23 protein-coding genes are annotated in these 23,165 nt (G+C 58.4%); 13 read left to right on the plus strand and 10 right to left on the minus strand.

All coding sequences use genetic code 11. The features are described 5' to 3' along the window. Window positions 1-21: 21 nt before the first annotated feature. The 3 genes from Q0Y21_RS15695 to Q0Y21_RS15705 are packed head-to-tail and all read right to left on the minus strand — an operon-like array spanning window position 22 to window position 2,220. On the minus strand, window positions 22-768 hold the full coding sequence (locus Q0Y21_RS15695; protein WP_297797499.1) for an amino acid ABC transporter ATP-binding protein: 747 nt from the start codon (window positions 766-768) through the stop codon (window positions 22-24). Continuing rightward, window positions 765-1,439, minus strand: coding sequence for an amino acid ABC transporter permease (locus tag Q0Y21_RS15700; protein WP_297797501.1), 675 nt, complete (start codon window positions 1,437-1,439; stop codon window positions 765-767). Before Q0Y21_RS15700 ends, Q0Y21_RS15695 begins: the two co-directional genes overlap by 4 nt. Window positions 1,440-1,464: 25 nt before the next feature. Beyond that, a complete protein-coding gene (locus Q0Y21_RS15705; RefSeq protein WP_297797503.1) occupies window positions 1,465-2,220 on the minus strand; it encodes an amino acid ABC transporter substrate-binding protein in 756 nt (251 codons plus the stop codon). Between the two features lie 134 nt (window positions 2,221-2,354). Here Q0Y21_RS15705 and Q0Y21_RS15710 point away from each other — a divergent pair, with 134 nt between their 5' ends. After that, complete coding sequence (locus tag Q0Y21_RS15710) at window positions 2,355-3,419, plus strand: methyltransferase domain-containing protein (protein ID WP_297797505.1); 1,065 nt, start codon at window positions 2,355-2,357, stop codon at window positions 3,417-3,419. Between the two features lie 3 nt (window positions 3,420-3,422). On the opposite strand, the gene merR is transcribed toward Q0Y21_RS15710, so the two are convergent. Continuing rightward, the gene (merR, locus tag Q0Y21_RS15715) at window positions 3,423-3,860 is read right to left on the minus strand and encodes an Hg(II)-responsive transcriptional regulator (RefSeq protein WP_297797507.1); all 438 of its coding nucleotides are present in this window, start codon (window positions 3,858-3,860) and stop codon (window positions 3,423-3,425) included. A 72-nt stretch (window positions 3,861-3,932) separates the two neighbouring features. Between merR and merF the strand changes: the two genes are divergently transcribed. From merF to Q0Y21_RS15745, 6 genes are all read left to right on the plus strand, one after another. Continuing rightward, window positions 3,933-4,193, plus strand: coding sequence for a mercury resistance system transport protein MerF (merF, locus tag Q0Y21_RS15720; RefSeq protein ID WP_297797508.1), 261 nt, complete (start codon window positions 3,933-3,935; stop codon window positions 4,191-4,193). After that, window positions 4,190-5,593: a mercury(II) reductase gene (merA, locus tag Q0Y21_RS15725; RefSeq protein ID WP_297797510.1), complete on the plus strand. Its 1,404-nt coding sequence runs from the start codon at window positions 4,190-4,192 to the stop codon at window positions 5,591-5,593. Before merF ends, merA begins: the two co-directional genes overlap by 4 nt. 74 nt (window positions 5,594-5,667) lie before the next feature. Continuing rightward, window positions 5,668-5,985, plus strand: coding sequence for a heavy-metal-associated domain-containing protein (locus Q0Y21_RS15730; protein WP_297797512.1), 318 nt, complete (start codon window positions 5,668-5,670; stop codon window positions 5,983-5,985). After that, a complete protein-coding gene (locus Q0Y21_RS15735) occupies window positions 5,975-6,892 on the plus strand; it encodes a transporter (RefSeq protein ID WP_297797514.1) in 918 nt (305 codons plus the stop codon). Before Q0Y21_RS15730 ends, Q0Y21_RS15735 begins: the two co-directional genes overlap by 11 nt. Window positions 6,893-6,907: 15 nt before the next feature. After that, complete coding sequence (locus tag Q0Y21_RS15740; protein ID WP_297797516.1) at window positions 6,908-7,882, plus strand: NHL repeat-containing protein; 975 nt, start codon at window positions 6,908-6,910, stop codon at window positions 7,880-7,882. A 63-nt stretch (window positions 7,883-7,945) separates the two neighbouring features. Then, window positions 7,946-8,377: an SRPBCC family protein gene (locus Q0Y21_RS15745; protein ID WP_297797518.1), complete on the plus strand. Its 432-nt coding sequence runs from the start codon at window positions 7,946-7,948 to the stop codon at window positions 8,375-8,377. A gap of 73 nt (window positions 8,378-8,450) precedes the next feature. On the opposite strand, the gene Q0Y21_RS15750 is transcribed toward Q0Y21_RS15745, so the two are convergent. Then, window positions 8,451-9,788 carry a potassium transporter TrkG gene (locus Q0Y21_RS15750; RefSeq protein ID WP_297797520.1) on the minus strand — a complete coding sequence of 446 codons (1,338 nt, stop codon included), beginning with the start codon at window positions 9,786-9,788 and terminating at the stop codon, window positions 8,451-8,453. 449 nt (window positions 9,789-10,237) lie between these two features. On the opposite strand from Q0Y21_RS15750, the gene Q0Y21_RS15755 reads away from it, so the two are divergent. Both Q0Y21_RS15755 and Q0Y21_RS15760 read left to right on the plus strand, forming a co-directional pair. After that, entirely contained in the window at window positions 10,238-11,071 is an 834-nt protein-coding gene (locus tag Q0Y21_RS15755) for a CmcJ/NvfI family oxidoreductase (RefSeq protein ID WP_297797522.1), read from the plus strand. Window positions 11,072-11,309: 238 nt separating this feature from the next. Further along, on the plus strand, window positions 11,310-11,615 hold the full coding sequence (locus Q0Y21_RS15760) for a hypothetical protein (RefSeq protein WP_297797524.1): 306 nt from the start codon (window positions 11,310-11,312) through the stop codon (window positions 11,613-11,615). 109 nt (window positions 11,616-11,724) lie between these two features. On the opposite strand, the gene Q0Y21_RS15765 is transcribed toward Q0Y21_RS15760, so the two are convergent. The 4 genes from Q0Y21_RS15765 to Q0Y21_RS15780 all read right to left on the minus strand — a co-directional run bounded on the left by Q0Y21_RS15765 (window position 11,725) and on the right by Q0Y21_RS15780 (window position 17,254). Continuing rightward, complete coding sequence (locus Q0Y21_RS15765; RefSeq protein ID WP_297797526.1) at window positions 11,725-14,868, minus strand: efflux RND transporter permease subunit; 3,144 nt, start codon at window positions 14,866-14,868, stop codon at window positions 11,725-11,727. Between the two features lie 62 nt (window positions 14,869-14,930). Beyond that, a complete protein-coding gene (locus Q0Y21_RS15770; RefSeq protein WP_297797528.1) occupies window positions 14,931-15,272 on the minus strand; it encodes a copper-binding protein in 342 nt (113 codons plus the stop codon). Window positions 15,273-15,287: 15 nt separating this feature from the next. Continuing rightward, on the minus strand, window positions 15,288-16,781 hold the full coding sequence (locus tag Q0Y21_RS15775; RefSeq protein WP_297797529.1) for an efflux RND transporter periplasmic adaptor subunit: 1,494 nt from the start codon (window positions 16,779-16,781) through the stop codon (window positions 15,288-15,290). 77 nt (window positions 16,782-16,858) lie between these two features. Further along, window positions 16,859-17,254 (minus strand): hypothetical protein, encoded by a 396-nt coding sequence (locus Q0Y21_RS15780; protein WP_297797531.1) that lies wholly within the window; start codon window positions 17,252-17,254, stop codon window positions 16,859-16,861. Between the two features lie 247 nt (window positions 17,255-17,501). On the opposite strand from Q0Y21_RS15780, the gene Q0Y21_RS15785 reads away from it, so the two are divergent. The 4 genes from Q0Y21_RS15785 to Q0Y21_RS15800 all read left to right on the plus strand — a co-directional run bounded on the left by Q0Y21_RS15785 (window position 17,502) and on the right by Q0Y21_RS15800 (window position 21,726). Then, a complete protein-coding gene (locus Q0Y21_RS15785) occupies window positions 17,502-19,925 on the plus strand; it encodes an amylase (RefSeq protein ID WP_297797533.1) in 2,424 nt (807 codons plus the stop codon). A 58-nt stretch (window positions 19,926-19,983) separates the two neighbouring features. Further along, window positions 19,984-20,304: a hypothetical protein gene (locus Q0Y21_RS15790; RefSeq protein ID WP_297797534.1), complete on the plus strand. Its 321-nt coding sequence runs from the start codon at window positions 19,984-19,986 to the stop codon at window positions 20,302-20,304. 135 nt (window positions 20,305-20,439) lie between these two features. After that, window positions 20,440-20,997 carry a DinB family protein gene (locus Q0Y21_RS15795; RefSeq protein WP_297797535.1) on the plus strand — a complete coding sequence of 186 codons (558 nt, stop codon included), beginning with the start codon at window positions 20,440-20,442 and terminating at the stop codon, window positions 20,995-20,997. Window positions 20,998-21,039: 42 nt separating this feature from the next. Then, window positions 21,040-21,726, plus strand: coding sequence for a hypothetical protein (locus Q0Y21_RS15800; protein WP_297797537.1), 687 nt, complete (start codon window positions 21,040-21,042; stop codon window positions 21,724-21,726). A gap of 44 nt (window positions 21,727-21,770) precedes the next feature. On the opposite strand, the gene Q0Y21_RS15805 is transcribed toward Q0Y21_RS15800, so the two are convergent. Then, entirely contained in the window at window positions 21,771-23,090 is a 1,320-nt protein-coding gene (locus Q0Y21_RS15805) for a DsbA family protein (RefSeq protein ID WP_297797539.1), read from the minus strand. Window positions 23,091-23,165: the final 75 nt, after the last annotated feature.

Raw genomic sequence — 23,165 nt, forward strand, 5'->3', positions numbered from 1 at the left:
TCCAGATTCGGTGGCTGGCCGTCATACCGGATTAGTGGCCAGAATTTTTTTCAGAAAGTCCTTGGTTCGGGGATCCTGCGGATGGAAGAAGATCTCGCTGGGTGGCCCCTGTTCCACAATACGACCGCCGTCGATAAAGATCACCCGGTCGGCCACGTCCCGTGCGAAAGACATTTCATGGGTGACCACCATCATGGTCTGGCGCTCTGAGGCCAGCTGCTTCATAAGCCCCAGCACTTCCTCCACCCACTCGGGGTCCAGGGAAGACGTCGGTTCATCAAACAGGATGACTTCGGCGCCGGCGGCCATCGCGCGGCCAATACCGACCCGCTGCTGCTGGCCACCGGACATGGAGGCGGGGTAGGCGTCCGCCTTATCGGCCAGACCGATCTGTTCCAGTATTTCCCGGGCTCGCTGATACGCTTTTTCCTTCGGCCAGCGGTCCACCACCAGCAGACGTTCGGCGATGTTCTGCCGCGCGGTCTTGTTGGCAAACAATGCGTAGTTCTGGAATACGAACGCTGTCTGCCGGCGCATGGCGAGGACTTCCGCCCGGCTGGCACTGTCCGCATCTACGGTCAGGTCGCCGACGGTGATCGTGCCGGCGGTCGGTTGTTCCAGGAAGTTGATGCAACGCAGCAGGGTGGACTTGCCGGTGCCCGAAGGGCCGATGATCACCACGATTTCGCCCTTCTCAATGGTGAGGTCGATGCCATCGAGGACCACGGCCTTGCCAAAATGCTTGCTCAGTGACTGCAGTTTGATCATCGGCTATAGGCCTTGTTCAGACGGATTTCCAGGTAGTGCTGAAGCTTGGACAGCAGCTCCACCACGATCCAGTACATGATGGCGGCGACAATGAAGGCCTCGAAGTACAGGAAGCTACCGGAGGCTTCTTTCTGAGTGGCGCCCATCAGTTCGGTGACCCCCAGGGTGAATGCCAGGGAGGTGGCCTTGATCATGTCGATGAAGTAGTTCATCAGCGTGGGCAACGCGACCCGGGTGGCCTGGGGCAGCACGATACGTCGCATCAGCTGGCCATTGGTCATGCCGATCGACAGCGCGGCTTCGGTCTGGCTGCGATCAACTCCGACAATGGCGGCGCGGATGGATTCGGCCATGTAGGCGGAAAAGTGCATGGTCAGGCCCATGATGGTCGCGGTGATACCGTCGATGACCGTCAGTGCACTGACCAGCTGCGGCAACCCGTAATAGAACAGGAATAGCTGGACCAGCAGCGGAGTGCCCCGGAAGAAGGAAATGAATACGATGGTCAGTTGGTTGAGTACCGGGATAGCGAGTACCCGGACGACGGCAAACAGGCAGGCGAGAATCAGTGCCAGTACCATCCCGACAGTCGCCAGTTGCAGGGTAAGCGGCAGGTACCTGAGCAGCACAGGTACCAGCCCGAGCATGTAGTCGACGTTCAACACGTCCATAGGAAATCAGCCCTCGGTGTGCCCCTCAGGGCTGAGTGATGTCCGTGCCGAACCACTTCTCTGAAATGGAGGTCAGGGTTCCGTTTTCCCGCAGGGTCGCCAGGGCCTGGTTGACCTCGTCCCGCAGGGCCCGTCCGGCCTCGGTGTCGCGGAACGGGTAGGCATTGGTGATCTGGGAAAACGTTGGGCCCGCGAGTGCCAGCGGCAGCGGTTTTTCCTTGATGATCTGGCTGGCGCTGACACGGTCCATTACGAAGGCGTCAACACGACCGAGCGCCGTATCCCGCTCCAGGTTACTGTCATAGGTCTTGATGTTGATTTCATCGGCGTAGGGCAGCTCCCGCAGCAGGGCCTCGAAATTCGAGCCCAGGTTCACCGCGACGGTTTTGCCCTTCAGGTCTTCCACGCCCTGAATCTCGGTGTTGCCCGTCTTGACCACCACCTGGGCGCCGTCATAGACGTAGGGATCGCTGAAAATATAGGCTTTCTGTCGTTCCTCGGTGATGGTGATCTGGTTGGCGACGGTATCGATGCGCCCGGATTCCAGCATGCCAAACAGGCCTGAGAAGTTGGCGGTTTCGTACTTGATGTCACGCCCCATTTCCTTGCCCAGGGCATTCATGATGTCGACATCAAAGCCTTTGAGCTCATCCTGCTCGACAAAGGTAAACGGGAAATACTGGCCGGACATCCCGACTCTTAACGGGTTATCCTGCGCGAGCAAAGCTGTGCTTGCGGACAGGGAGATGATCATTAGCATTGTGGTCAATAGCGTTTTCATAATGCCTCCTTCCGACGTGTATCGTATCTAAAGCATAGACTGGGGTTAAAATTGGGCAATGACACTAAGGAGTTGTGCAGAGGCAAGGCCCCTTGAACACGTTTTCATAACTTGACGACAAAGCGAGGAATACCATGGTCCATGATCAGGTGAAGGACTATTACGGGAAAGTACTGCAGAAATCGGATGACCTGCAAACCAATGCCTGCTGCACTGACGATGCCATGCCCAGTCATCTGAAGCCCATTATTGGCAAGATCCACGATGAAGTGCTCACGAAGTATTACGGCTGTGGTCTGGTGGCACCGGAACAGTTGGAAGGTATGCGAATTCTTGACCTTGGCAGCGGCTCGGGTCGGGACGTATACGCACTGGCGGCCCTGGTCGGGGAATCCGGGGAAGTGGTCGGCGTTGACATGACCGATGAACAGCTGGAGGTGGCCCGTCGTCATGTGGATTACCATGCCGATGTGTTCGGTTTTGCCAAGCCCAATGTCCGTTTCCTCAAGGGCTATATCGAGAAACTGGACGAGCTGGATCTCGAGCCGGGCAGCTTCGACATCATCGTCTCCAACTGTGTGATCAACCTCTCTCCGGACAAGCCGGCGGTATTGCGAGAAGCCTATCGTCTGCTGAAACCCGGTGGCGAAATGTATTTCTCGGACGTCTACGCGGATCGCCGAATCCCCGAATCACTGGTCAACGACCCGGTGCTTTATGGCGAGTGTCTCAGTGGCGCGCTCTACTGGAACGATTTCGAGAATATGGCGAAAGCCTCCGGCTTTGCGGACCCGCGTCTGGTGACAGACAGCCCGATTACCATCAATAACAGCGCCCAAAAGGAGAAAACCGGCCCCATCCGCTTCTTCTCGGCCACCTACCGATTGTTCAAGCTGGAAGGGCTGGAGCCGGCCTGCGAGGATTATGGTCAGGCGGTGATCTATCGCGGCACCATCGCGCACCACCCGCATCAGTTCGATCTCGACAAGCACCACGCCATTCCGGCGGGAAAAGTGTTCCCGGTGTGCGGCAACACGCACCGTATGCTGAAAGACACCCGTTTTGCGGAGCATTTCGAGTTTATTGGTGAGGGTGACACTCACTTTGGCATTTTCAAGGATTGCGGTACCGATTTGCCCTTTGGGAATGGTGATGATCAGGGCGATGATGAAGGTACCGGTCAGGGAGGGTGTTGTTAAGCTCTACGTATCAGGGTTTTCGGGAGCGTCGCTGAGGTCGGTGTAGAGCGAGTGAATCATCGGGCACCGCTGAGGGTCCCGGCTGCAGCGACAACGTCCCACCAGATCATCCAGAGTGGCCTCCATTTTCTGCAGGCCGGCAATCTTGCTGCGCACATCGCCCAGCTTGTGTTCGGCCAGGGTCCGGGCTTCGTCGCAATGGGTGCCATCCTCCAGCTTCAGCAGTTCGCCGACCTCCTCCAGGCTGAAGCCCAGCCACTGGGCCGAGCGAATAAAGTGCAGGCGGGCCACCGCCTTCTCATCGTAACGCCGGATCCCACCAAAGGGTTTATCCGGTACCTCCACCAAACCCCGGCGTTGGTAATAACGGATGGTTTCCACATGGGTGTCTGCCATCTTCGCCAGGGTGCCAATGGTCATGGATTTTGTTGCTTCAGGCATGTGTTTGACTCCGTAGTCAGGTACGGAAGTAAGCTTAGATCATAGACCCACGAAGTGATACGGAGTGCCCTCATGAAGAACCCAAGTACGCTATTACGTGTCAGCGTAATCGGCACCGTCATCGTTGCACTGTGCTGTTTCACTCCGATCCTGGTGATCTTGTTTGGTGCCATGGGTCTGGCTGCTCTGATTGGCTATCTGGACTATGTGCTACTTCCGGCCCTGGCTATGTTCACTGGCTTGACCCTCTACGCTCTGTGGCGCAAGAAACAATACGACGCGCTTACCAACGAGGGTAACGGTAAATCCCCTGTCAGGGAGCCACACTCATGAGCGAAAAAAGTCCACATCTTGCCATTATCGGAAGCGGTGGCGCCGCCATGGCAGCTGCTCTGAAAGCCGCTGAGCGTGGTGCCGTCATTACCCTGATTGAGCGGGGAACCATCGGCGGCACCTGTGTGAATAGCGGCTGCGTGCCTTCGAAGATTCTGATTCGTGCGGCCCATATCGCGCACCTGCGCAGTGAAAGCCCATTTGATGCTGGTCTGAGCGCCCGGACGTCGGAGGTAAACCGCCCGGCCCTGCTCGCCCAACAACAGAGCCGTGTCGAGGAACTGCGCGATGCCAAGTACGAGGGCATTTTGCGTGACCACCCAGACATTACGGTATTGCAGGGCGAGGCCCGGTTTATTGATTCCAAAAGTCTGTCCGTCAGGCTGAATGACGGCGATGAGCAAATCGTTCACTTCGACCGGGCCCTGATCGGCACCGGCGCGCGCCCAGCGATACCGCCGGTGCCCGGCCTTGCGGATACGCCCTACCTGACGTCGACCAGCGCGTTGGTTCTGGAGGAGATTCCCCGGAGGATGATTGTTATCGGTGCCTCGGTAGTGGCCGTGGAACTGGCCCAGGCCTTTGCCCGCCTGGGCAGCCAGGTCACGGTGCTGGCCCGAAGCCGTCTGCTATCGCGGGAAGATCCGGCGGTCGGGGAGGCCGTGGAAGCGGCGTTTCGCCGCGAGGGCATCGAGGTGCTCAAACAGACCGAGGCAAGCCGCGTGAATTATCTCGATAATGAATTTTTAGTAGACACCGGTGCTGGCACTTTGCGGGCGGATCAGTTGCTGGTCGCTACCGGTCGCACTCCAAATACCGACAGCCTGAATCTGGAATCGATCGGCGTGGAAACCCGGGGCAGCAGCGTTGTCACGGACGATCACATGCAGACCACTGTGCCCGGAATCTATGCCGCAGGCGACTGCACCGACCAGCCCCAATTTGTCTACGTTGCCGCAGCAGGAGGCAGCCGGGCTGCCGTGAATATGACCGGTGGTGATGCCACCCTCGACCTCAGCGCCATGCCGGCGGTGGTCTTTACCGATCCCCAGGTGGCCACGGTTGGTCTGACGGAAGCAGAGGCCACAAATCAGGGCTTCAAAGTGGACACCCGCTCACTCGATCTGGAAAACGTGCCGCGCGCCCTGGTGAACTTCGAAATCAACGGCTTTATCAAGATGGTGGCGGAACAGGGTTCGGGGCGATTACTGGGCGTGCAGGCAGTCACCGGCGAGGCGGGTGAACTGATCCAGACAGCAGTGATGGCAATGCGGGCAGGCATGACGGTGCAGGAAATTGGCGACGAGCTGTTTCCGTACCTCACCATGGTGGAAGGTTTGAAGCTCTGTGCCCAGACCTTCAGCAAGGATGTCAGCAAGCTGTCCTGTTGTGCTGCCTAGAAGAAGGGAGTGCAGATTGACCTTGGAGCAGGTAAAGGGTTCTACACTGTTTATATACTCATAAGGACATTGCCATGATCAGAAAACTTACCCTGCTGCTGGCGGCTCTGATTACCAGTATTACTGTGCTGGCGGCCGATAATCAGTATGTTCTGGGCGTGGACGGCCTGGCCTGCCCGTTCTGTGGCTACGGCATCGAAAAACGTCTGAACAAGGTAGACGGCGTTACTGACGTGCAGGTCGATGTGGGCGAGAGTGTGGTCCATGTCACCATGCAGGAAGGTAAAGTGCTCACCGAGGATCGGGCGCGTCAGGCGGTTGATGAAGCGGGCTTTACGCTTCGATCCTACTCGGTAGCCGAGGGCAGGACAGGTGGTGGCAATGGGCAGTAGCCGTTATCCCGTCAGGGCGTCCTTGCTGGTTGGCGCCTTGCTGCTGGCCAGTGTGTATACGGTGCAGTCTGCCCCCAACACCTTCAACACCGCCCTGCCGGTAGCGGAGGGGCAGTACCTCTGGCGCGAACAGCTTGTACTGAGGGAGCGTTCCGATAACGGACCGATGGATCGCGACGTCTCGGTACAGGCTCTCGGCAGCGTCCTGGGGTACGGCGTCACTTCGAAGTTGGCCGTGTTTGGCGTGGTCCCCTACTTTTTCAACAAGGAACTCGATGTCACCACGCCCATGGGCCGGATTGAGCGTAACACCGGTGGTTTTGGCGACATTTCGCTGTTTGGCCGCTATACGCTGTACAAGAAGGATTTCACCGGAAGCACCTTTCGCATAGCGCCAGTGTTCGGCCTTACCGCCCCGACGGGTGATGATAATGACCGGGATCGGCTCGGCGAACTGCCACGCCCGCTGCAGACTGGCGATGGCGCCTGGGACGGTTTCGGTGGTGTGGTCACCACTTATCAGACACTGCAGTACCAGGTGGATGGGCAACTGCTCTACCGCGAAAACGGCCGTCACGACGGTTTCGCACGAGGCGACGAGACCCGCTTCGACACTTCACTGCAATACCGGATCTGGCCGCGAAGCATGAAGGGGGTGCCTGGCTCGCCGAGCTTCATCTATGCCCTGCTGGAATCCAATGTCATCCATCGCGAGCGCGACGAGCTGCGGAGCGGGACCGATGCCGATTCCGGTGGTACCCAGTGGCTGCTGGCGCCGGGACTGCAATACGTCAGCCGGAGGTGGATCGTCGAAGGCACGGTACAGCTGCCCGTGGCCGAAGACTTCAATGGCGATGCCCTTGAGGACGATTACATTGTGCGCGTCGGTTTCCGCCGCAGTTTCTAGTTTGCAGGACCGAACATGACAAGAATCGGTAAATGGTCGGGCTACAGTATTCTCGGTCTTGTGGTAGTGCTCGCCTTGCTCGGTTGCGCAGGCGGGGCCATCAACTGGAATCAGGAGCCGCCGTATGCTCTTGTTCACAGCTGGGGTGAAAAAGGCAGCGGCCCGGGGCAGCTAAGCGATCCCACCGGCATTGCCGTAACGGACACTGAAGTCTTTGTATCCGATGCCCGCAACGGGCGGATCCAGGTTTTTGATCACGAAGGGCAGTTCAAGCGGGCATTTGGTACCGTCGGTGATGGCTTCGGCGAGCTTGGGCGACCGATGAACCTGACCATCCACGGCGACATGCTCTACGTTCCCGAGTACATGAATGACCGTATTCAGGTGTTTAGCCTGGCTGGCGATCCCCTGGAAACCATTGGTGGCCCCGGTGAAAGGCCAGGTCAGTTCGATGCCCCGGGAGGGGTTGCCGTTGCTGGCAATGGCGATCTGTTCGTGACCGACTTCTACAATCAGCGCGTACAGCACTTGCGGGCCGATGGCTCTTTTGTCCGGCAGTGGGGAACCACCGGGGAGACGGGAAGGGGCGCCGGCGAATTTACTTACCCTACTGATGTAACGTTCGCCGATGATGGAACTCTCTATGTGGCAGATGGCTATGGAAATCGTGTCCAGGCTTTCAATGCCGGCGGCGATTTCCTGGACAAATGGGGAGGGCCGTTTGCCCTGGGGCTCTACGGGCCGTTCAAGGGCTGGTTCACCACCGCGACGTCCATTGCCGTTGGTCCCGACGGCAATGTCTTTGTAGCCGATTTTTATAACGATCGTATACAGAAGTTCGCGGCGGATGGGGACTACCTCACCGCATTCGGCAGCGAGCCGGAAAACCCCGGCCACACGGCCATGGCCGTCGCCATCGGGAGTGACGGCGCCGTGTGGAGCGTGAACTTTGCCGACAACCGGGTCGAGAAGTGGGAACCCGTAAAGTAAGCTGGCAAAGAGGGGATCAGAAGACAGATGCTTCACTTACGAAGAAGATCGAGGAGAGTCACCATGGGTAAAACCTATCAATCAATTGTGGTCAACGCACCGGCTGAGACAGTCTGGGCAAAGCTTCGAGACTTTCATGACGTGAGCTGGGCGCCGGATGTGGTAACCAATGTTGATGTTGTCGGGGACAAGAAGGGCGACCAGCCGGGCGCCAAACGGGTGCTCAACGGGGCATTTCACGAGACCCTGAATGCGCTCGACGACGACAACCGGGAGCTCACCTACAGCATCGACGAGGGCCCTTCTCCGGTTTCTTCAAATGACGTCAGCAGCTATGAGGGGCATGTTCGGGTTCGTCCGGTCACGGAAGGCGACGGTGGCACCTTTGTGGAGTGGTATTCACACTGGAAAGGGAATGATGAGTCGGCCGCTGAATTCTGTCACGGCATCTATGCCGGACTGCTGGAGCAGCTCAAGAAGACGCTGGAGGGTTGAAGGGCTCAGTTTGGTGGCAGCCGGGCGGGGTGCCCGGTGTTGACCATGCTGATTTGCCGTGGTGACCCTGGTGCTAGCCGATCTCTAGCTCTGACCGAGCCGACTTGTCCGACAGTGCAAAGGCAGAACCGACAAGGTAGGCAACGGCTAGTGGGCACAATCGTCCCACGAACATCAGAGCCATGATGATTGCCTGACCGGCGCCGGATAGTTCGGCGGTCAGGCCGCGGGTCAGTCCTACCGTGCCGATTGCGGAGGTAGCTTCAAAGGCTATGGCCAGCAGGTCGGCGTCCTCGGTTATGGACAGGGCGAGAGTGCCCATAAAGATCCCGGTAACGGCCATGACCGTTACCGCCATGGCCTTGAGTAGACTGGTCATCGTCAACGGCTGTGAGAACAGCGTGGGAGTGTGCCGCTGACGAAGGTAGGACCAGGTTGCGGCCAGAAGGACAAATAAAGTGACCATCTTGATACCGCTGCCGGTTCCGTTGGCACCGGCTCCTACAAACATCAGGAACATCAGCACCAGCGCAGTGGCCTGGGTGACGCTGGCAATGTCGACGCTGTTGAACCCTGCTGTCCGCGGTGTCGTGGCCTGCAGCCAGGCCGCCCAGAGCTGGTCAGAAAGATTGGGTAGCGCACCCAGGGTAGCGGGGTTATCCGACTCCAGCTGGAAAATCATCAAGGTACCCAGAACACTTAATATCGCCGTACCCAGAAGCACCACTTTGACGTTGATGTTCAGATAGCGGGTACGCGGGTAGTCCAGCAATCCCACGATCACGATGAACCCCGCCCCACCAATGATGTACAGGCTGGAAATCACGGCATTGATTACCGGATTGCCCGCGTAGCCTGTAAGGCTGTCGGGGGAAAGGGTAAAGCCGGCATTATTGAATGCCGAAACACTGTGGAACAGGGACCACCACAGTCCCTGCAACCAGCCATGCTCGGGAATCCACACCAGGGCCAGAGGAACAAGAGCGATGCCTTCCACTATCAGCGCCAGCCTGACCACCTCTTTGGCCGTCTGCATCAGGTCGCGGGGATGGGTTTCGTTATGACCACCACTGGCGACCATCTGGTGCCTTCCCCGTATGCGCCCGCCTAAGGCCAGCAGCGCGAGCACAGCGAAGGTCATCAGCCCCAGGCCACCTGCCTGAATCAAAAGCAGAATGATCAACTGGCCCCAGAAGCTGAAGGTGGTGCCGGTATCGGTTACTATCAGCCCGGTGACGGTTACCGCCGAGACAGAGGTAAACAGGGCATCGCTCCACGACAGTGCCCCATTCAAGGAAAACGGCAGCTTTAGCAGCCCGGCACCCACCAGGATCAATACCATGAACCCCGCTGCCAGCAGCAAGGGTGGGCTGATACGCCAGGCGCGAAGGTGTTCTGCTTGTTTAATCACGCTCGCTTTCCAGATACTTGGCCAGGCCTCTTCCTGGCGCTGCCCATCAACCATAAGTCGTTCATCAGAGCTCTGCAAAATCGCCAGGGCAAAGTGCACCCCGTCATTCCAGCCACCTCATTGGCAATGCAGAAACACTTTTAGGTACCGGGCCCCTTGCTAATGTCAGGATGTTTGGAAGTGGCAGTACACCCATACTGACACTGGTCTTCGGCAGGTGTTACGGAATCTGTTCTCGTAACATTCACTCTGGTTGCGTGTCCTGATCATCAGGATACGGAGGCCGGCATCTGGTCCAGGTGCAGTAACGCCTGCACCGGCTTCGGGGGAGCACCATGGACTTTAGCCCATTCGCCGCCACCGTACTTCGATCGGAACATGCCACCCTTGAAATCCGGGACGGTGGGATAAAGCTCTAGCAGTAAGTAAGACCGAAATCGGAGAACCCTATGACCAAATGGACTGAAACTACGCCCATACAAGCAGGCACAGTGACAGGTGAAATCACCTTCATGGTGCCCACTGAGCAACGCCCATATGTGCATACGGAAGCGCTCACCGGCGAGACCGAGCCTCACTACCACGCTGAGCTCCAGCGCCGCGAGGTGAGCATCCACGATGCAAGAGCTCAGGCGCCCGAGCTGTCACTCGACCGCCATGGTATAGAACTGCGTCAACGTCCGAGTGCCGTCAAAGACTTCTACGACAATACAAGCGTCGAACAGGAATACTATCCGGAGATCGAGGCTCTGGTGCGGGAAGCCACGGGCGCCTCCAGGGTGCTGATCTTCGATCATACCCGGCGCCGTGACGATGGCAGCGGCAACGCCAAGACGCCGGCCGACCGTGCCCATAATGATTATACAGAGTGGTCGGCACCGGAGCGGGTTCGGGACTTGCTTGGTGAGGAAGAGGCACGCCACCTACGAGATGTACCGTTTGTCCAGGTCAACGCATGGCGACCGATCCGGGGGCCTGTCAGGCGCTCACCTCTGGCGGTGCTGGATGCCGCCACAATCGATCCGGAGGACCTGATTGCCACTGACATGGTCTATCCGGAGCGCACTGGCGAGATCTACCACCTTGCCTTCAATCCTGGCCAGCGCTGGCTCTACTTCCCTGCCATGCAACGCGATGAGGTTCTGCTGATCAAGGGCTATGACTCCCGCACCGACGGTCGCGCCCGCTTCGTGCCTCACACCGCCTTCCAGGATCCGGGCACCCCTGCAGACGAACCGCCCAGGGAAAGCATTGAAGTGCGCACACTGGCGTTTTTTGAATAGCGATCGCCCCCAACCCTGCTCAATCCCAGGCGGCTTTCTTGAGAGGCTGGATCAGCATCTGGTCCAGGCGCAGGTCCTTTACTTTGTGAAAATCCTTGATGCCGATGGTCATTTTGCAACGATGGAAGTAAGAGGGGCTGTGGAAAAAAGCCAGACAGAGAATCGCTGTAACAATCTGCGTTGGTGATGGTCAGTAAATCGTAAGGCTCATAACGGCGATTGCCGTAGGAGGCACGATATGAAAGCTGCGTATGTTGTCATCATCGCATTGTTGTTTACCGGTTCCGTTTTTGCTGCTGGAGTTAGCGCTGAGAACGAACCCGGTTACCTGAATTATAGTTATGCTCCAGAGGATACCGGCCAGCCGTTTGGCATCCTGCACACGGGGGTAATGGTTGCGCCAGGGATTTATGAACCGGGCTATGTCAATTATCGATACGAACCTTCCGGAAAGCCGGGCCCGAAGCAAGCGCGCACAGGAAAGTGGCTGGCTTCAGGGGTCTTCGAGCCCACCTACCTTAATTATTGTGTTGAACCCATGTAACGCCGGCGTTGAAGATTGGAAAGCGCTTTGGGTGGAGCTTGTCTCCACCCTTTTTTGTCAGTTCATCCGGGGCAGTCCCTTGCCCGTACACCCGGAATAATCACCAGCCTCAAGGCGCGGCTTTTCGGACACTATGTCTTAGGCGGGCACGCTGCCAGAGATAGAAAATCACCGGAATCAGCAGCAGGGTCAGTATCAGGGTGGTGATCATGCCGCCGATCATCGGGCCGGCAATCCGTTGCATCACCTCCGAACCGGTGCCACTGCCGAGCATGATTGGCACCAGGCCGGCAACGATGGCGGCGAAGGTCATCATGATCGGACGAACCCGCTGGGCAGCGCCATCGCTGATGGCCTGGCGCAGGTCGTCGGCTGACAGCCGCGTGGGCTGATGGTCCACGGCTTCCAGGGCGTTATGCAGGGACTGGTTCAGGTACACCAGCATCAGTACCCCGATCTCCACGGCCACCCCGGCCAGGGCAATAAAGCCGACCGCCACGGCCACGGACAGGTTGTAGCCCAGCAGGTACATCAGCCAGATTCCGCCGATCATGCCGAATGGCAGTGTGCCGAGGATGATGCCCACCTCGGTCAGGTTACGGAAATTCAGGTACAGCAGGATGATGATAATGGCCAGGGTCAGTGGCACCACCATGGTCAGGCGTTCCTTGGCGCGCTGCATGTATTCGTACTGGCCGGACCAGGTCAGAGAATAGCCTGCTGGTAATTCGACCTTGTCCCGCACCCGTTCCTGGGCTTCGGCAACCCAACTGCCCAGGTCCCGACCCTCGATATCCACCAGGGTCCAACCATTGATGCGGGCGTTTTCCGACTTGATCATCGGGGGGCCCTGGTCGATCCCAATGTCCGCCACGTCCGCCAGGGCGATGCGTTGACCGTTGGGGGTCACCATGGGCAGCAGGCGCATCTGTTCCACCGAATCCCGGTAGCCCTGGGGGTAACGCAGGTTGATGGGGTAGCGTTCCAGGCCTTCCACGGTGCTGCCCACGTTCATGCCACCAATCGCGGTGCGAACCACCGACTGGATGTCTGCGATATTCAGTCCGAAACGGGCGGCAGCGTCCCGCTGTATATCCACCTTGATGTAGCGCCCGCCGGCCACCCGCTCGGAGAAGGCCGAGGCGGTGCCGGGTATGTCGGACAGCACCCGCTCCAGTTCTTCCCCTATGCCCTGGATCACCTCCAGGTCCGGGCCGGCCACCTTGATGCCGACCGGGGTCTTGATGCCGGTGGAGAGCATGTCGATGCGGGTCTTGATGGGCATCACCCAGGCGTTGGTCAGGCCGGGTAGTTTGACTGTTTCGTCCAGTTCCTGGCGCAGGGATTCCGGTGTCACGCCGGGCCGCCACTGATCCCGGGGTTTGAACTGGATAAAGGTCTCGATCATGGTCAGCGGGGCGGGATCGGTGGCAGTTTCGGCACGGCCAATCTTGCCGAACACGGTCTCCACTTCCGGAATACTGGCGATCAGCTTGTCGGTCTGCTGCAGAATCTGCCGCGCCTTGCCGATGGAGATACCGGGATAGGTGGTGGGCATGTACATCAGGTCGCCCTCGTCCAGGGGCGGCATGAATTCACTGCCCAGTTTGTTGGCCGGCCAGAAGCCGATCACCAGCACCACCAGGCCGCCAGCAAGCATCAGGGCTGGCCGCCGCAGGGCCCAGCCGATCACCGGCCGGTACAGGGTGATCAGCAGCCGATTGATGGGGTTGCGGTGTTCGGGCAACACCTTGCCGCGGATGAAATAACCCATCAGCACCGGCACCAGGGTAATGGCCAGCCCCGCGGCCGCTGCCATGGCATAGGTCTTGGTGAAGGCCAGGGGCGCGAAGAGCTTGCCTTCCTGGGCCTGCAGGGTGAATACCGGCAGAAAGCTCACGGTGATGATCATCAGGGAGAAGAACAGCGCCGGCCCGACCTCGCCAGCGGCCCGTGACATCACGGCCCACCGGTTTTCCGGTGTCAGCGGGGTTCGCTCCATGTGCTTATGGACGTTCTCCACCATCACAATGGCCCCGTCCACCATGGCACCGATGGCAATGGCAATGCCGCCAAGGGACATGATGTTGGCGTTGATGCCCTGGGCATGCATCACCACAAAGGCCGCGAGGATGCCCACCGGCAGGCTGACAATGACCACCAGCGAGGAGCGCAGGTGGAACAGGAACACCGCGCAGATCACGATGACCACCAGGAACTCCTGCAGCAGCTTGCCGTACAGGTTGTCCACCGCGTTGTTGATCAGTGTGGAACGATCGTAGGTGGGCACCACTTCCACACCGTCCGGCAGGCTGGTCTTGATGTCCTCCAGGCGTTGTTTGACGCCCTCGATGGTTTCCAGGGCGTTCTCACCGAAACGCATCACCACAATGCCGCCGGCCACTTCCCCTTCCCCGTTCAGTTCGGCGATACCCCGGCGGATCTGGGGGCCAAGCTGCACATCTGCCACGTCCTTCAGTAACAGGGGTTTGCCATTGTCATTGACCCCCAGGGGTACCTGGCGCAGGTCGACCTCGTTCTGCAGGTAACCGGTGACCCGCACCATGTATTCCGCCTCGGCCATCTCAACCACCGAGGCGCCGGTTTCCTGGTTGGCGTTGTTGATGGCGGCGTGAATGCGCTGCAGGGTAATGTCGTGAGCCCGCAGCCGGTCCGGGTCCACCACCACCTGGTACTGTTTGACCATGCCGCCCACGCTGGCCACTTCGGACACCCCGGGCACGGTTTGCAGTTCAAACTTCAGGAACCAGTCCTGAATGGCCCGCAGTTCCGACAGGTCATGCTGGCCACTGCGGTCCACCAGGGCGTAGGAATACACCCAGCCTACGCCGGTAGCATCGGGCCCCAGCTCCGGTTTGGCGGCATCGGGCAGTTGCCCGGCCACCTGGCTCAGGTATTCCAGCACCCGGGAGCGGGCCCAGTAGAGATCGGTGTCGTCATCGAAAATGACGTAAACAAAGGAATCGCCAAAGAAGGAATACCCCCGGACGGTCTTGGCGCCTGGCACCGACAGCATGGCGGTGGTGAGGGGGTAGGTCACCTGGTCCTCGACCACCTGTGGGGCCTGGCCCGGATAGGTGGTTTTGACGATTACCTGCACATCCGACAGGTCCGGTATGGCGTCAATGGGTGTTTCCCTGACGGAATAGAATCCCCACCCGGTCAGAATCAGGGTGGCAAGCAGCACAAAAAATCGATTATGAAGCGACCACTGGATAATGGCGTTAATCATGGGCTGAATCCGGTCTGGTGACAGTCGGGAGCGCGCTTACGGCAGCGCCCCCGGCGCTATCACTATTGTTTGCTGATGGCGGTCACTTGCTGTCCTTTCTCCGCCGGTCTCAGGGTGAAGGTAACGGAGTCATCTTTTTTCAGTCCGTTCATATCCACCTCGGGTGCCACGGAAAATCCCATGGTCATGCGCGGCCAGTTCAGCTCCGGAATGGGCTCGTGGTTCAGGGTGATCTTGCGTTTTTCGGTGTTGATCGCGGTGATCACGCCCCGGCTCTGGACCGGGCCTGTGGACTCTTTTGTGTCCATGCCGGACATGGATTTCATACCGGTTTCTGCCACTGCCAGCACAGGGCTCAGGGTTAATCCGAATACAGCAGCGATCATGAGGGTTTTCAGGTTCATGGTTTTCTCCAGTGGTTAATGCGCGTCTTGCGCAGGTTCAATACGTTCGATGAGATAGCCTTCCGGGGTTTCAAGGAATTCAAAGCGGACTGTCTGGTCGGGGGCCAGGGCACCGGTATCCACCGAGTCGGCAAGAGCAAACGCCATGGTCATGGCGGGCCAGCTCAGTTCCGGTATGGGGGCATGATCGAGGGTGATTGAGCTGCCTTCGCTATCCAGCTCGGTGATCCGGCCAACGCCTCCGATCAGTTCTGACGGCGAGCTGTCTGACCCGGTGTCACTGCTGCTTTGCTCATCCCCTTCAAGCCTTAACATGGCGGCTTCGAGGCTGGTTTCGGAGTCGATCAGGAATTGCGCGGACACCACCACCTGCTGACCCTCTGTCAGTCCCTCGCGAATGACCACCCTGTCCCCGGCTTCCTGGCCGGTTTTTACGGGCACCGGGCGGAAGTAGCCATCCTCTTCGGCCAACAGCACATGCTGGCTGTCGCTGCGCTGGATAAGTGCCGGGCGTGGGATGGTGATCAGGTCATCGCCGATGGGCGCGTCCATGGTGAGGTTCACGAACATGTTGGGACGTAGCCGGCCGTCGGCGTTGGGAACGCGCACCCGTGCCCGCAGGGTTCGCGTGCTGGCATCCAGCTCCGGGTAGACGTAATCAATGGTGCCCTGCCACTGGGTGCCCGGCATGGCGGGTGTAGTAAATTCGACCGCCTGGCCGGCCATGACCAGCCCCGCCTGACGCTCGAAAAACTCGGCGATCACCCAGACCGAATCGCGGCTGCCAATGGCCATGATCTCGGTATCCGGGCGCACATACATGCCGGTGCGGACTGGCAGAGCGGCCACGTAACCGGAGCCGGGGGCGAATACGGTGATGCGTTCCCGGACCTTGCCGGTTTTTCTCAGATTGGCAATCTGGCCATTGGTCATCCCCAACGCCCGCAGCTTTCCGCCTGTTGCCGTCGCCTCTGAGCCGCGCCTGAGACGTTCGGACATCAGGAATTCCTGCTGGGCGTTCACCAGCTCCGGCGAATAGATCTCATACAGCGGCTCGCCCCGGCTGACTTTCTCTCCCAGCGAACGAACGTGCAGCACCTCGACCCAACCGGCAATGCGGCTGTGCACGTGGATCAGCTCGTCCTCGTCGTCGGTGACATAGCCTACCGTGCGAACCGGAATGGTGACCGGCCCGCGGGAAACGGTCCGGGTTTTAACGCCCAGGTTGGCCCTGACTGCGGCGTTGATTTGCACCCCGCCATCGTCTCGCCCGGTGTCCTTTTCCTCATATACCGGCACCAGGTCCATGCCCATGGGGGACTTGCCGGGCTTGTCACGGCGGTAATCGGGGTCCATGGGGGCGACCCAGTACAGGGGGTCTTTCTGGGTCGAATCCTCAGCGGATGTGCTGGAGTCGTTGGATTGGGCCATTGGCATTGTTTGCTGACTTGTCAGCCAGCCAAGACCAAAGGCAATAGCGATCACTATCGCCACCAGGGCAATGCGCATTGATGTTTCCTCGTTTAAAGCTCATAAGCACCCATCCGTGGCTTTCCAGACGGGCGAATCCATTCAGAAGACTCGTATCAGGCTTGGGAGGAATTCGGGGGAGGCGTCAGGGTGTCCAGGACAATGCTGAGATAGCGATCGTGGGAAGGAAGGCTATTGAGCTCAGAGGATGATCGTGTGGGCACATTATCCTTTGCGGAGACCAGCGCCGAGATCATGGTGCTGCAACTGCCGAGGCTGGCCGCGAGGTTGCAACCTGCCGGTGTCATGTCGCCACAGGCCGTGCCCTGTTCAGAATGCATGGAAGCGTTGTGCTGCTCATTGGCACAACAGTCCATCATCGCCATGTGCATGGACCGGGCGGAGGGCTCGGTCATTTCTTGTGCAGATTGACCAAACGCGTGTACAGGCAGCATCACCATTGCCAGTAACAGCAGATTTATAACGGTTTTATGGAGTGCTGTGTGTGGCAAGTCAGGTTTTCCGGCTGCTTGAACAGAGTTTTAGTACGGACAGGGAATATAAAACCTGTGAGTTGCATACAGGTCAAGTGAATATTTATCTGTAACAACCCCGCATCCCCTGTGTCTCCCATAGGAACGGAAAGAAATTGCCATTGATGTGTAACGCCTTCCGATCTGGTGTGTCGATGTGGGAGTGCACTACAAATCAAGGCAAGTTCAGGGTGCAGAAGTTCACGGTACAGGAGCGTAATCCGATATGACTCGACACTACTGGATGGGTGGCAAGCGCACCTACGAGCAGGACCGTTTTTTCGAATCATCACTTGATAAAGCCCGCTGGCAGGCCGGGGATGATCCGCAGGAGTGGGATGCCTGTTGGTACACCGGTATGCCGGACCCGGAATACTTCGCGAAGGTCGGGCCTGACCGCAAGATCAATCACATTCCGGGAAACAACGCCCTGACGGTTAAGAGCCGGCTCTATCAGAGCCTGGTCACGCTTCGGGAGCGGGTGGCGGTTCAACAGCGCGGGGCGTCTCATCTGACAGACCGGCTGCAGTTCGTGCCCCGGGTTTTCTCCATGCCTGAGGATTACCATGAGTTTCAGCAGGAAGCTTTTGACAACCCGTCCAGTCGCTGGCTGCTCAAGCCCAAGAATGCGGCACGGGGCAAGGGCATTCAGCTGGTTCAGGATCCGGCGAACATTCCGCTGGATTCTTCTTGGATGGTCCAGGAGTACATCGGTAATCCCCACACCATGCGCGGGCGAAAATACGTACTGCGCCTGTACGTCGCCATCACTTCCGTCACGCCTTTGCGGGTTTATCTCTATCGTCAGGGATTTGCCAAGCTTGCCTCTGAACCCTATGACGAAGAAAACGCGGACAATCCTTACAGTTACCTCACCAATCCGGATATTAACGCCCTGAACCTCGATGCCGAGGTACCGGTGGAGTTTGTAGATCTGGCGCGATACCGGGAGTGGCTGAGGGAGGAGGGTCACGACGATGACGTTCTGTTTGCCCAAATTGAAGACCTGGTCGCCCTGACCTGCCTCTCCGCAGTGGAGGCCATGCGGGAGAGATCGAGGGCAATCGGCGCGGATACCCGGGGGTGCTACGAACTGCTTGGTATTGATTGTCTGGTTGATGACCAGCTCAAACCCTGGATTTGTGAATGCAACCTCAGCCCGTCGCTGGAAGTCTGCGCCGGTCCCGAAAGTGGTGGCGAGATCGAAGAGGATATCAAAGGTTCACTGGTGGCGGATCTGGTCAGCCTGGTGGGATTGAACGGCAAGACTGAACCCGATCGTGCAGACACCCCCGAGCAACAACTGATCGCGGAAACCGGGGCAGAGCTGTCGCGGGCGGGGAATTTCAAGCGTCTGCTGCCCTCGGACACCCCGGCTCGTTACCTGCCTTTTTACACCCTGCCGCGCATGGAAGACTGGGTTCTGGCAAAGGCCATCTCCGGTGAGCCGCTCACGCAACCGACGCTCAGGCGGCGTTACGCCGAGGACATGATCAGCGACGATTGTGTGTACGTTTATGACACCCGTCTTGGCCATCTCAGCGCCCTGAATGAGACCGGTTCTCTGATCTGGCTGATGGCGACAGACGGCGCCGCGCCAGATGACATAGCGGATGCCCTGAATGACTCGATTGATCCCGGAGCGGCGGACCGACCCGATATCTGGGCCATTCGCCGGGACGTCTGGAATTCGCTGGCGGACTGGGCCGCCAATCAACTTCTGGTGCAGGATGCCCCCTCTGTTTTTTCCGTCAGTACTGTCCCGCGCGCTGTCGAAGCGCGAGTCCCTGGCAAGACTGTGCAATTTTCACGGGTCCTTGAGTGCGGGGCCTTCCGGATCGAACTCTGCACAGACAGCGAGCCCCTGGTTGACCGGATAGAGCCCCTGCTTACGCCGATGGTGAGCGAATCGCCGCAGGGGGCTGAATCCCGATTGGAAATCGTCCGTGATACACCGGGATACACGCTGATTCTGGACGGTAAGGTCGTTCAGTCACGGTTGGCACTCTCCCGGGTGGCACTGGCGGTGATGGTGTGTCTGACCCGACAGGCAGCGGATAACGGCGAGATTGTTCTCGATGCTGGCCTGATTGCCTCCCCGGATGACCCCGACAATGCCGTCCTGGTGGCCAACAGCGACCGGGAGCTGGGTGATCTGCCTGCGCTTGAGATGGCGAGCCGTCTCGACGCCGGGTTCAGTCGTGCCATCAGAATTCCGGAGGATGTAGGCGGGCTTTGTTCAGTGCTGGGACTACCGGCCCAGGTGCCCGAGTTAAAAGCGGATGCTGCCGGCAAACCGTACGCATCGCCGATTCATCACCTGGCAGACGGTAGCGGCATGATGCTGCAGGCAGCCTCTTCCGGACTGGCCGGAGAAACGCGCCGGATTCAGACAGTGCTTATCCCCAGCCACGTCTCCCTGCGGGAGAAGACGGGTATCCGAAAACTCTCTGTGAGTGAGGCCATGCGCCATCTTATTCCCGGCTGCTGTGGGGCTGACGGGCAGCCTTTGGGATCTGCGGGATTCTCACGTCTGGCGGACTGGCTGGCGGGCATCGATCGATATCTGGTGGATGCCAATCACCTGGAAACCGCAGTGGCGAATTTGCCACTGGAACAGGAAACGCAGGGAGTGAGTCACTCTGCCTGAAAAGAATCCGGGCAAATTGCCCGGTGTTAACCACCGAAACGGATAGAGAGGAAAGACTATGTCCAGAGATATCCAGAAAAGACAGTTGTTGCGAAAACTCGCCAAGGGGATCAGCTACACGGGCCCGATCCTTGCGGTAGTTGTTGGTGCGTCGGCTTTCAGTGCCTCGGCCGCTGACGTCAATGCGGAAAGTGAATACCTGATGCTGGCCGCCGGAGAAGCCGAGGCTGAAGGGAAAGCCCACGGCGAAGGTGAAGGCGAAGCCAAGAAAGGCTACGGCGAGGGCGAAGGTGAGGCCGAAGGAGAAGGAGAAGGAGAAGGCGAGGGAGAAGGCGAAGGTGAAGGTGAAGGTGAAGCGGAAGGTGAGGCCGAGGGCTGACCCGGACTGCTTTCACCGGATCAACAGGCAGTGGCCCGGGCAGGGAATGCCTTCCTTGCACCGGGGCCCACTGGCCCTCCCCGGATATGACGTTGTCGAGATACGAATCAACCCAGATGATGCGGGTGAACAAAAATGCTGAATTCAAGTTCCGAATCCATCAATTGCGACGATCTTGTTGCTGAGAATGCATACGCGATCCGTCAGCTAACGGACTTTCTCGCGGTGTTGCCCGGACAGGTGTACCGACAAACCTTCGGGGCGAAGAAGCAGCACGTGATTGGCAAGCACGTACGTCACATCATTGACCATTACATGGCTCTTCTGAGAACTGTGGATGAGCAATCTCCCGGGTCACTTGATTACGAAAACCGACAACGGGAAGAGCCTCTCGAACTGGACAAACATGCGGCCTGTAACAGGCTCCTGGCGATTGCTAGCTCGCTCGGCCAGTTGATGGCCGCCCGGCACCGAACGTCGGTCCTGATGCGCCATGTCAGCGATGACCATGATCGTCTGGTATCCACCAGTATTGATCGGGAGCTGGTGTTCCTTGCCAGCCACACCGTTCACCATATGGCCATTATTGCCATGCTGGCGGAACAGGAGGGTGTTGAAGTCAGCGAAGAATTCGGGGTGCACCCATCGACATTGCGACATTTGCAGAAATTGAATATGGCGAAGAGTGCGTGACCAGGTAGGACCAACAAACGATAACGACCGGAGGGTGATCAAATGTCGACTGATACAAATCGTACGGAGCTCCTGCGAAAGCTTTCCCGAAACCTGATGGTGTCGGTACCGGTGATGACAGTTGTAGCGATGGCCGGTGCGACGGCGGTATCAGATAACGGATTCAGCTTGATTCCGTCAGCTGAAGCCGCACAGGGAGAAGCCGAAAGTGAAGCAAAAGGCGAGGCTGAGGGTGAAGCCAAAGGTGAAGCTGAGGGCGAAGGAGAGGCCAAGGGAGAAGCAGAAGGCGAGGGTGAGGCAGAAGGTGAAGGAGAAGCGGAGGGGGAAGCTGAAGGTGAGGGAGAGGCCGAAGGCGAAGGTGTCTCGGAAGCCATGAAGCAAGCTGTGCGGCGGCCCGAGGGTTACCAGCCTTATGAGGGTGATGCCGATTCACTGGCTAAAAAGGGTGAAACCCTGTTCAACGACACTACCCTGTCGTCCAACGGGTTGGCCTGCGCTACCTGCCACACCAACGGTGCCGGCTACGCCGATACTTTCTCGAACGACTACCCCCATTTTGTGGCAATGGGAAAATCCGACTTCGGCATGGACATGGTCCATCTCGATGAAATGGTCCAGATCTGCATGGTGGCGCCGATGGCTTCGCAGCCGCTGGATTGGGCGTCAGAGGAACTGGCTGCGCTCACCGAGTACATGCGGATTGAGCAGGAAAAGTTCAGAAATAAGTAGAGCCACAATTTGTTGTTGGTCGGGAACCAACCTTTCGGGTGGAGCTAGTCTCCACCCCTTTTTCTGATCTCGTCTTCGATCAGCCACAAACGGTCCTGGCCCCAACAGCTGACGCTGCCATAATGGAAGCTCGGAACCCCCCAAAGCCCGTGGCTGTACATCGCCTTGCGGTTATCTTCCGCCCAGTCGCGCCAACTCTGATCGGTGAGTATGGGGCGGGCCTTGTGCCAGTCCAGTCCCGAGCGTTCGACAATGATTTGAAGGCCACGATCGGTTTCAGAGCGGATGCCCTCTGCGTTAACTGCCCGGGCATAAGTGCGCATGTACTCGACTTCCCGTCCCTCAGCACGGGCGTACTCAAAAAGCGCATAGCATCGTTCAACTCCGGTCCCTAATGGATCGGCAACGAATCCGTAGGGTATGCCCAGTTTGGTTGCTTCGCGTTTGGTGTCCTGAAAGATGTACCACTTCTTGGCGTCGGGTACCGCCTGTCCGCGCATTAGCATGGGCAGAACCGGGCGTAATTCAAGGGGAAGATTCCAGGCCTTTGCCAGCGTAATGGCCCTTTCCAGGCCAAGGTATGAGTATGGGCTGCGGATAGAGAAGAATACTTCCAGCGCGTCGTTCCGGGCGGGGTGTGACTGATCCAGAGGCTTTGCGTTCTCTCCGAGATCCGTCCAGGTTCGGGTCCAGGAAGGGCCTGGTGTGGAAGAGCGTGAGAGGCCTTCAACGATCAGCAGGTTTTCCAGGTGGTCGAGCCGGTCAATACCCCAGAACCATTCACCCCGAAAATGCAGCATGCTGCCCTGGTAGTGACCAAGAGCGCTCAGTCGCTGCTCATTGATCTGCAGTCTCTCTGCCAGATCTGGCTGTGATAATGAAGATTCTCTGGCTATCTCGATCGCTTCTCCTCTCCAGAGAGCACGCAAGGCATCGCGGGCAGGCGTCAGGTATTCCCCCCTGTCTTCCAGGTTCAGTAACTGATCCCGGCAGGCGGTGAAATCTTCCTCTGTAGGGTGCTTCGACAGGTTCGGGCCTTCCAAACCGTAGAGGGAAGCGACTCTGCTTGCGTCCGTGATCGCCCAGTCCGCCCACATGGCCGGCTCCGGGAACATCTCCTGTGGTTGATGCCAGACCGTCTGGAATCGAAACCGAATATCGTACCGCTGTTTCAGGTCGGGCAGGGCCTGCAGTAAAACGAAACTGAAAGGATCCCGGGGATTGATGAAAACATCGACGACCTCCCCTTCCTTTTTTCGGAGCGCGTTCAGGCGGTGCACCCGCTGACGGAGCCCACGGGTTGTCGGGCTGGAGAGAATGCGCGCTATCCACGGCACGATGTCGGCTTTTTCGGGAGCTCTCATGTCAGTTTCTTTTATCGTTATTGTTGAGTGGTAACAAGAATACGGGTTTCTGGTCTGTAACAACCCTATTCCCGG

The organism is uncultured Marinobacter sp. (assembly GCF_947259545.1).
In the GTDB taxonomy this organism is placed as follows: domain Bacteria; phylum Pseudomonadota; class Gammaproteobacteria; order Pseudomonadales; family Oleiphilaceae; genus Marinobacter.

Coding starts and splice junctions, on each gene's coding strand:
- Q0Y21_RS15755 (WP_297797522.1), top strand. CDS start 10,238: ATGACCAAATGGACTGAAACTACGCCCATACAAGCAGGCACAGTGACA.
- Q0Y21_RS15740 (WP_297797516.1), top strand. CDS start 6,908: ATGACAAGAATCGGTAAATGGTCGGGCTACAGTATTCTCGGTCTTGTG.
- Q0Y21_RS15765 (WP_297797526.1), bottom strand. CDS start 14,868: ATGATTAACGCCATTATCCAGTGGTCGCTTCATAATCGATTTTTTGTG.
- merA (WP_297797510.1), top strand. CDS start 4,190: ATGAGCGAAAAAAGTCCACATCTTGCCATTATCGGAAGCGGTGGCGCC.
- Q0Y21_RS15710 (WP_297797505.1), top strand. CDS start 2,355: ATGGTCCATGATCAGGTGAAGGACTATTACGGGAAAGTACTGCAGAAA.
- Q0Y21_RS15775 (WP_297797529.1), bottom strand. CDS start 16,781: ATGCGCATTGCCCTGGTGGCGATAGTGATCGCTATTGCCTTTGGTCTT.
- Q0Y21_RS15785 (WP_297797533.1), top strand. CDS start 17,502: ATGACTCGACACTACTGGATGGGTGGCAAGCGCACCTACGAGCAGGAC.
- Q0Y21_RS15730 (WP_297797512.1), top strand. CDS start 5,668: ATGATCAGAAAACTTACCCTGCTGCTGGCGGCTCTGATTACCAGTATT.
- Q0Y21_RS15735 (WP_297797514.1), top strand. CDS start 5,975: ATGGGCAGTAGCCGTTATCCCGTCAGGGCGTCCTTGCTGGTTGGCGCC.
- Q0Y21_RS15795 (WP_297797535.1), top strand. CDS start 20,440: ATGCTGAATTCAAGTTCCGAATCCATCAATTGCGACGATCTTGTTGCT.
- Q0Y21_RS15745 (WP_297797518.1), top strand. CDS start 7,946: ATGGGTAAAACCTATCAATCAATTGTGGTCAACGCACCGGCTGAGACA.
- Q0Y21_RS15790 (WP_297797534.1), top strand. CDS start 19,984: ATGTCCAGAGATATCCAGAAAAGACAGTTGTTGCGAAAACTCGCCAAG.
- merR (WP_297797507.1), bottom strand. CDS start 3,860: ATGCCTGAAGCAACAAAATCCATGACCATTGGCACCCTGGCGAAGATG.
- Q0Y21_RS15700 (WP_297797501.1), bottom strand. CDS start 1,439: ATGGACGTGTTGAACGTCGACTACATGCTCGGGCTGGTACCTGTGCTG.
- Q0Y21_RS15695 (WP_297797499.1), bottom strand. CDS start 768: ATGATCAAACTGCAGTCACTGAGCAAGCATTTTGGCAAGGCCGTGGTC.
- Q0Y21_RS15805 (WP_297797539.1), bottom strand. CDS start 23,090: ATGAGAGCTCCCGAAAAAGCCGACATCGTGCCGTGGATAGCGCGCATT.
- Q0Y21_RS15705 (WP_297797503.1), bottom strand. CDS start 2,220: ATGAAAACGCTATTGACCACAATGCTAATGATCATCTCCCTGTCCGCA.
- merF (WP_297797508.1), top strand. CDS start 3,933: ATGAAGAACCCAAGTACGCTATTACGTGTCAGCGTAATCGGCACCGTC.
- Q0Y21_RS15800 (WP_297797537.1), top strand. CDS start 21,040: ATGTCGACTGATACAAATCGTACGGAGCTCCTGCGAAAGCTTTCCCGA.
- Q0Y21_RS15770 (WP_297797528.1), bottom strand. CDS start 15,272: ATGAACCTGAAAACCCTCATGATCGCTGCTGTATTCGGATTAACCCTG.
- Q0Y21_RS15760 (WP_297797524.1), top strand. CDS start 11,310: ATGAAAGCTGCGTATGTTGTCATCATCGCATTGTTGTTTACCGGTTCC.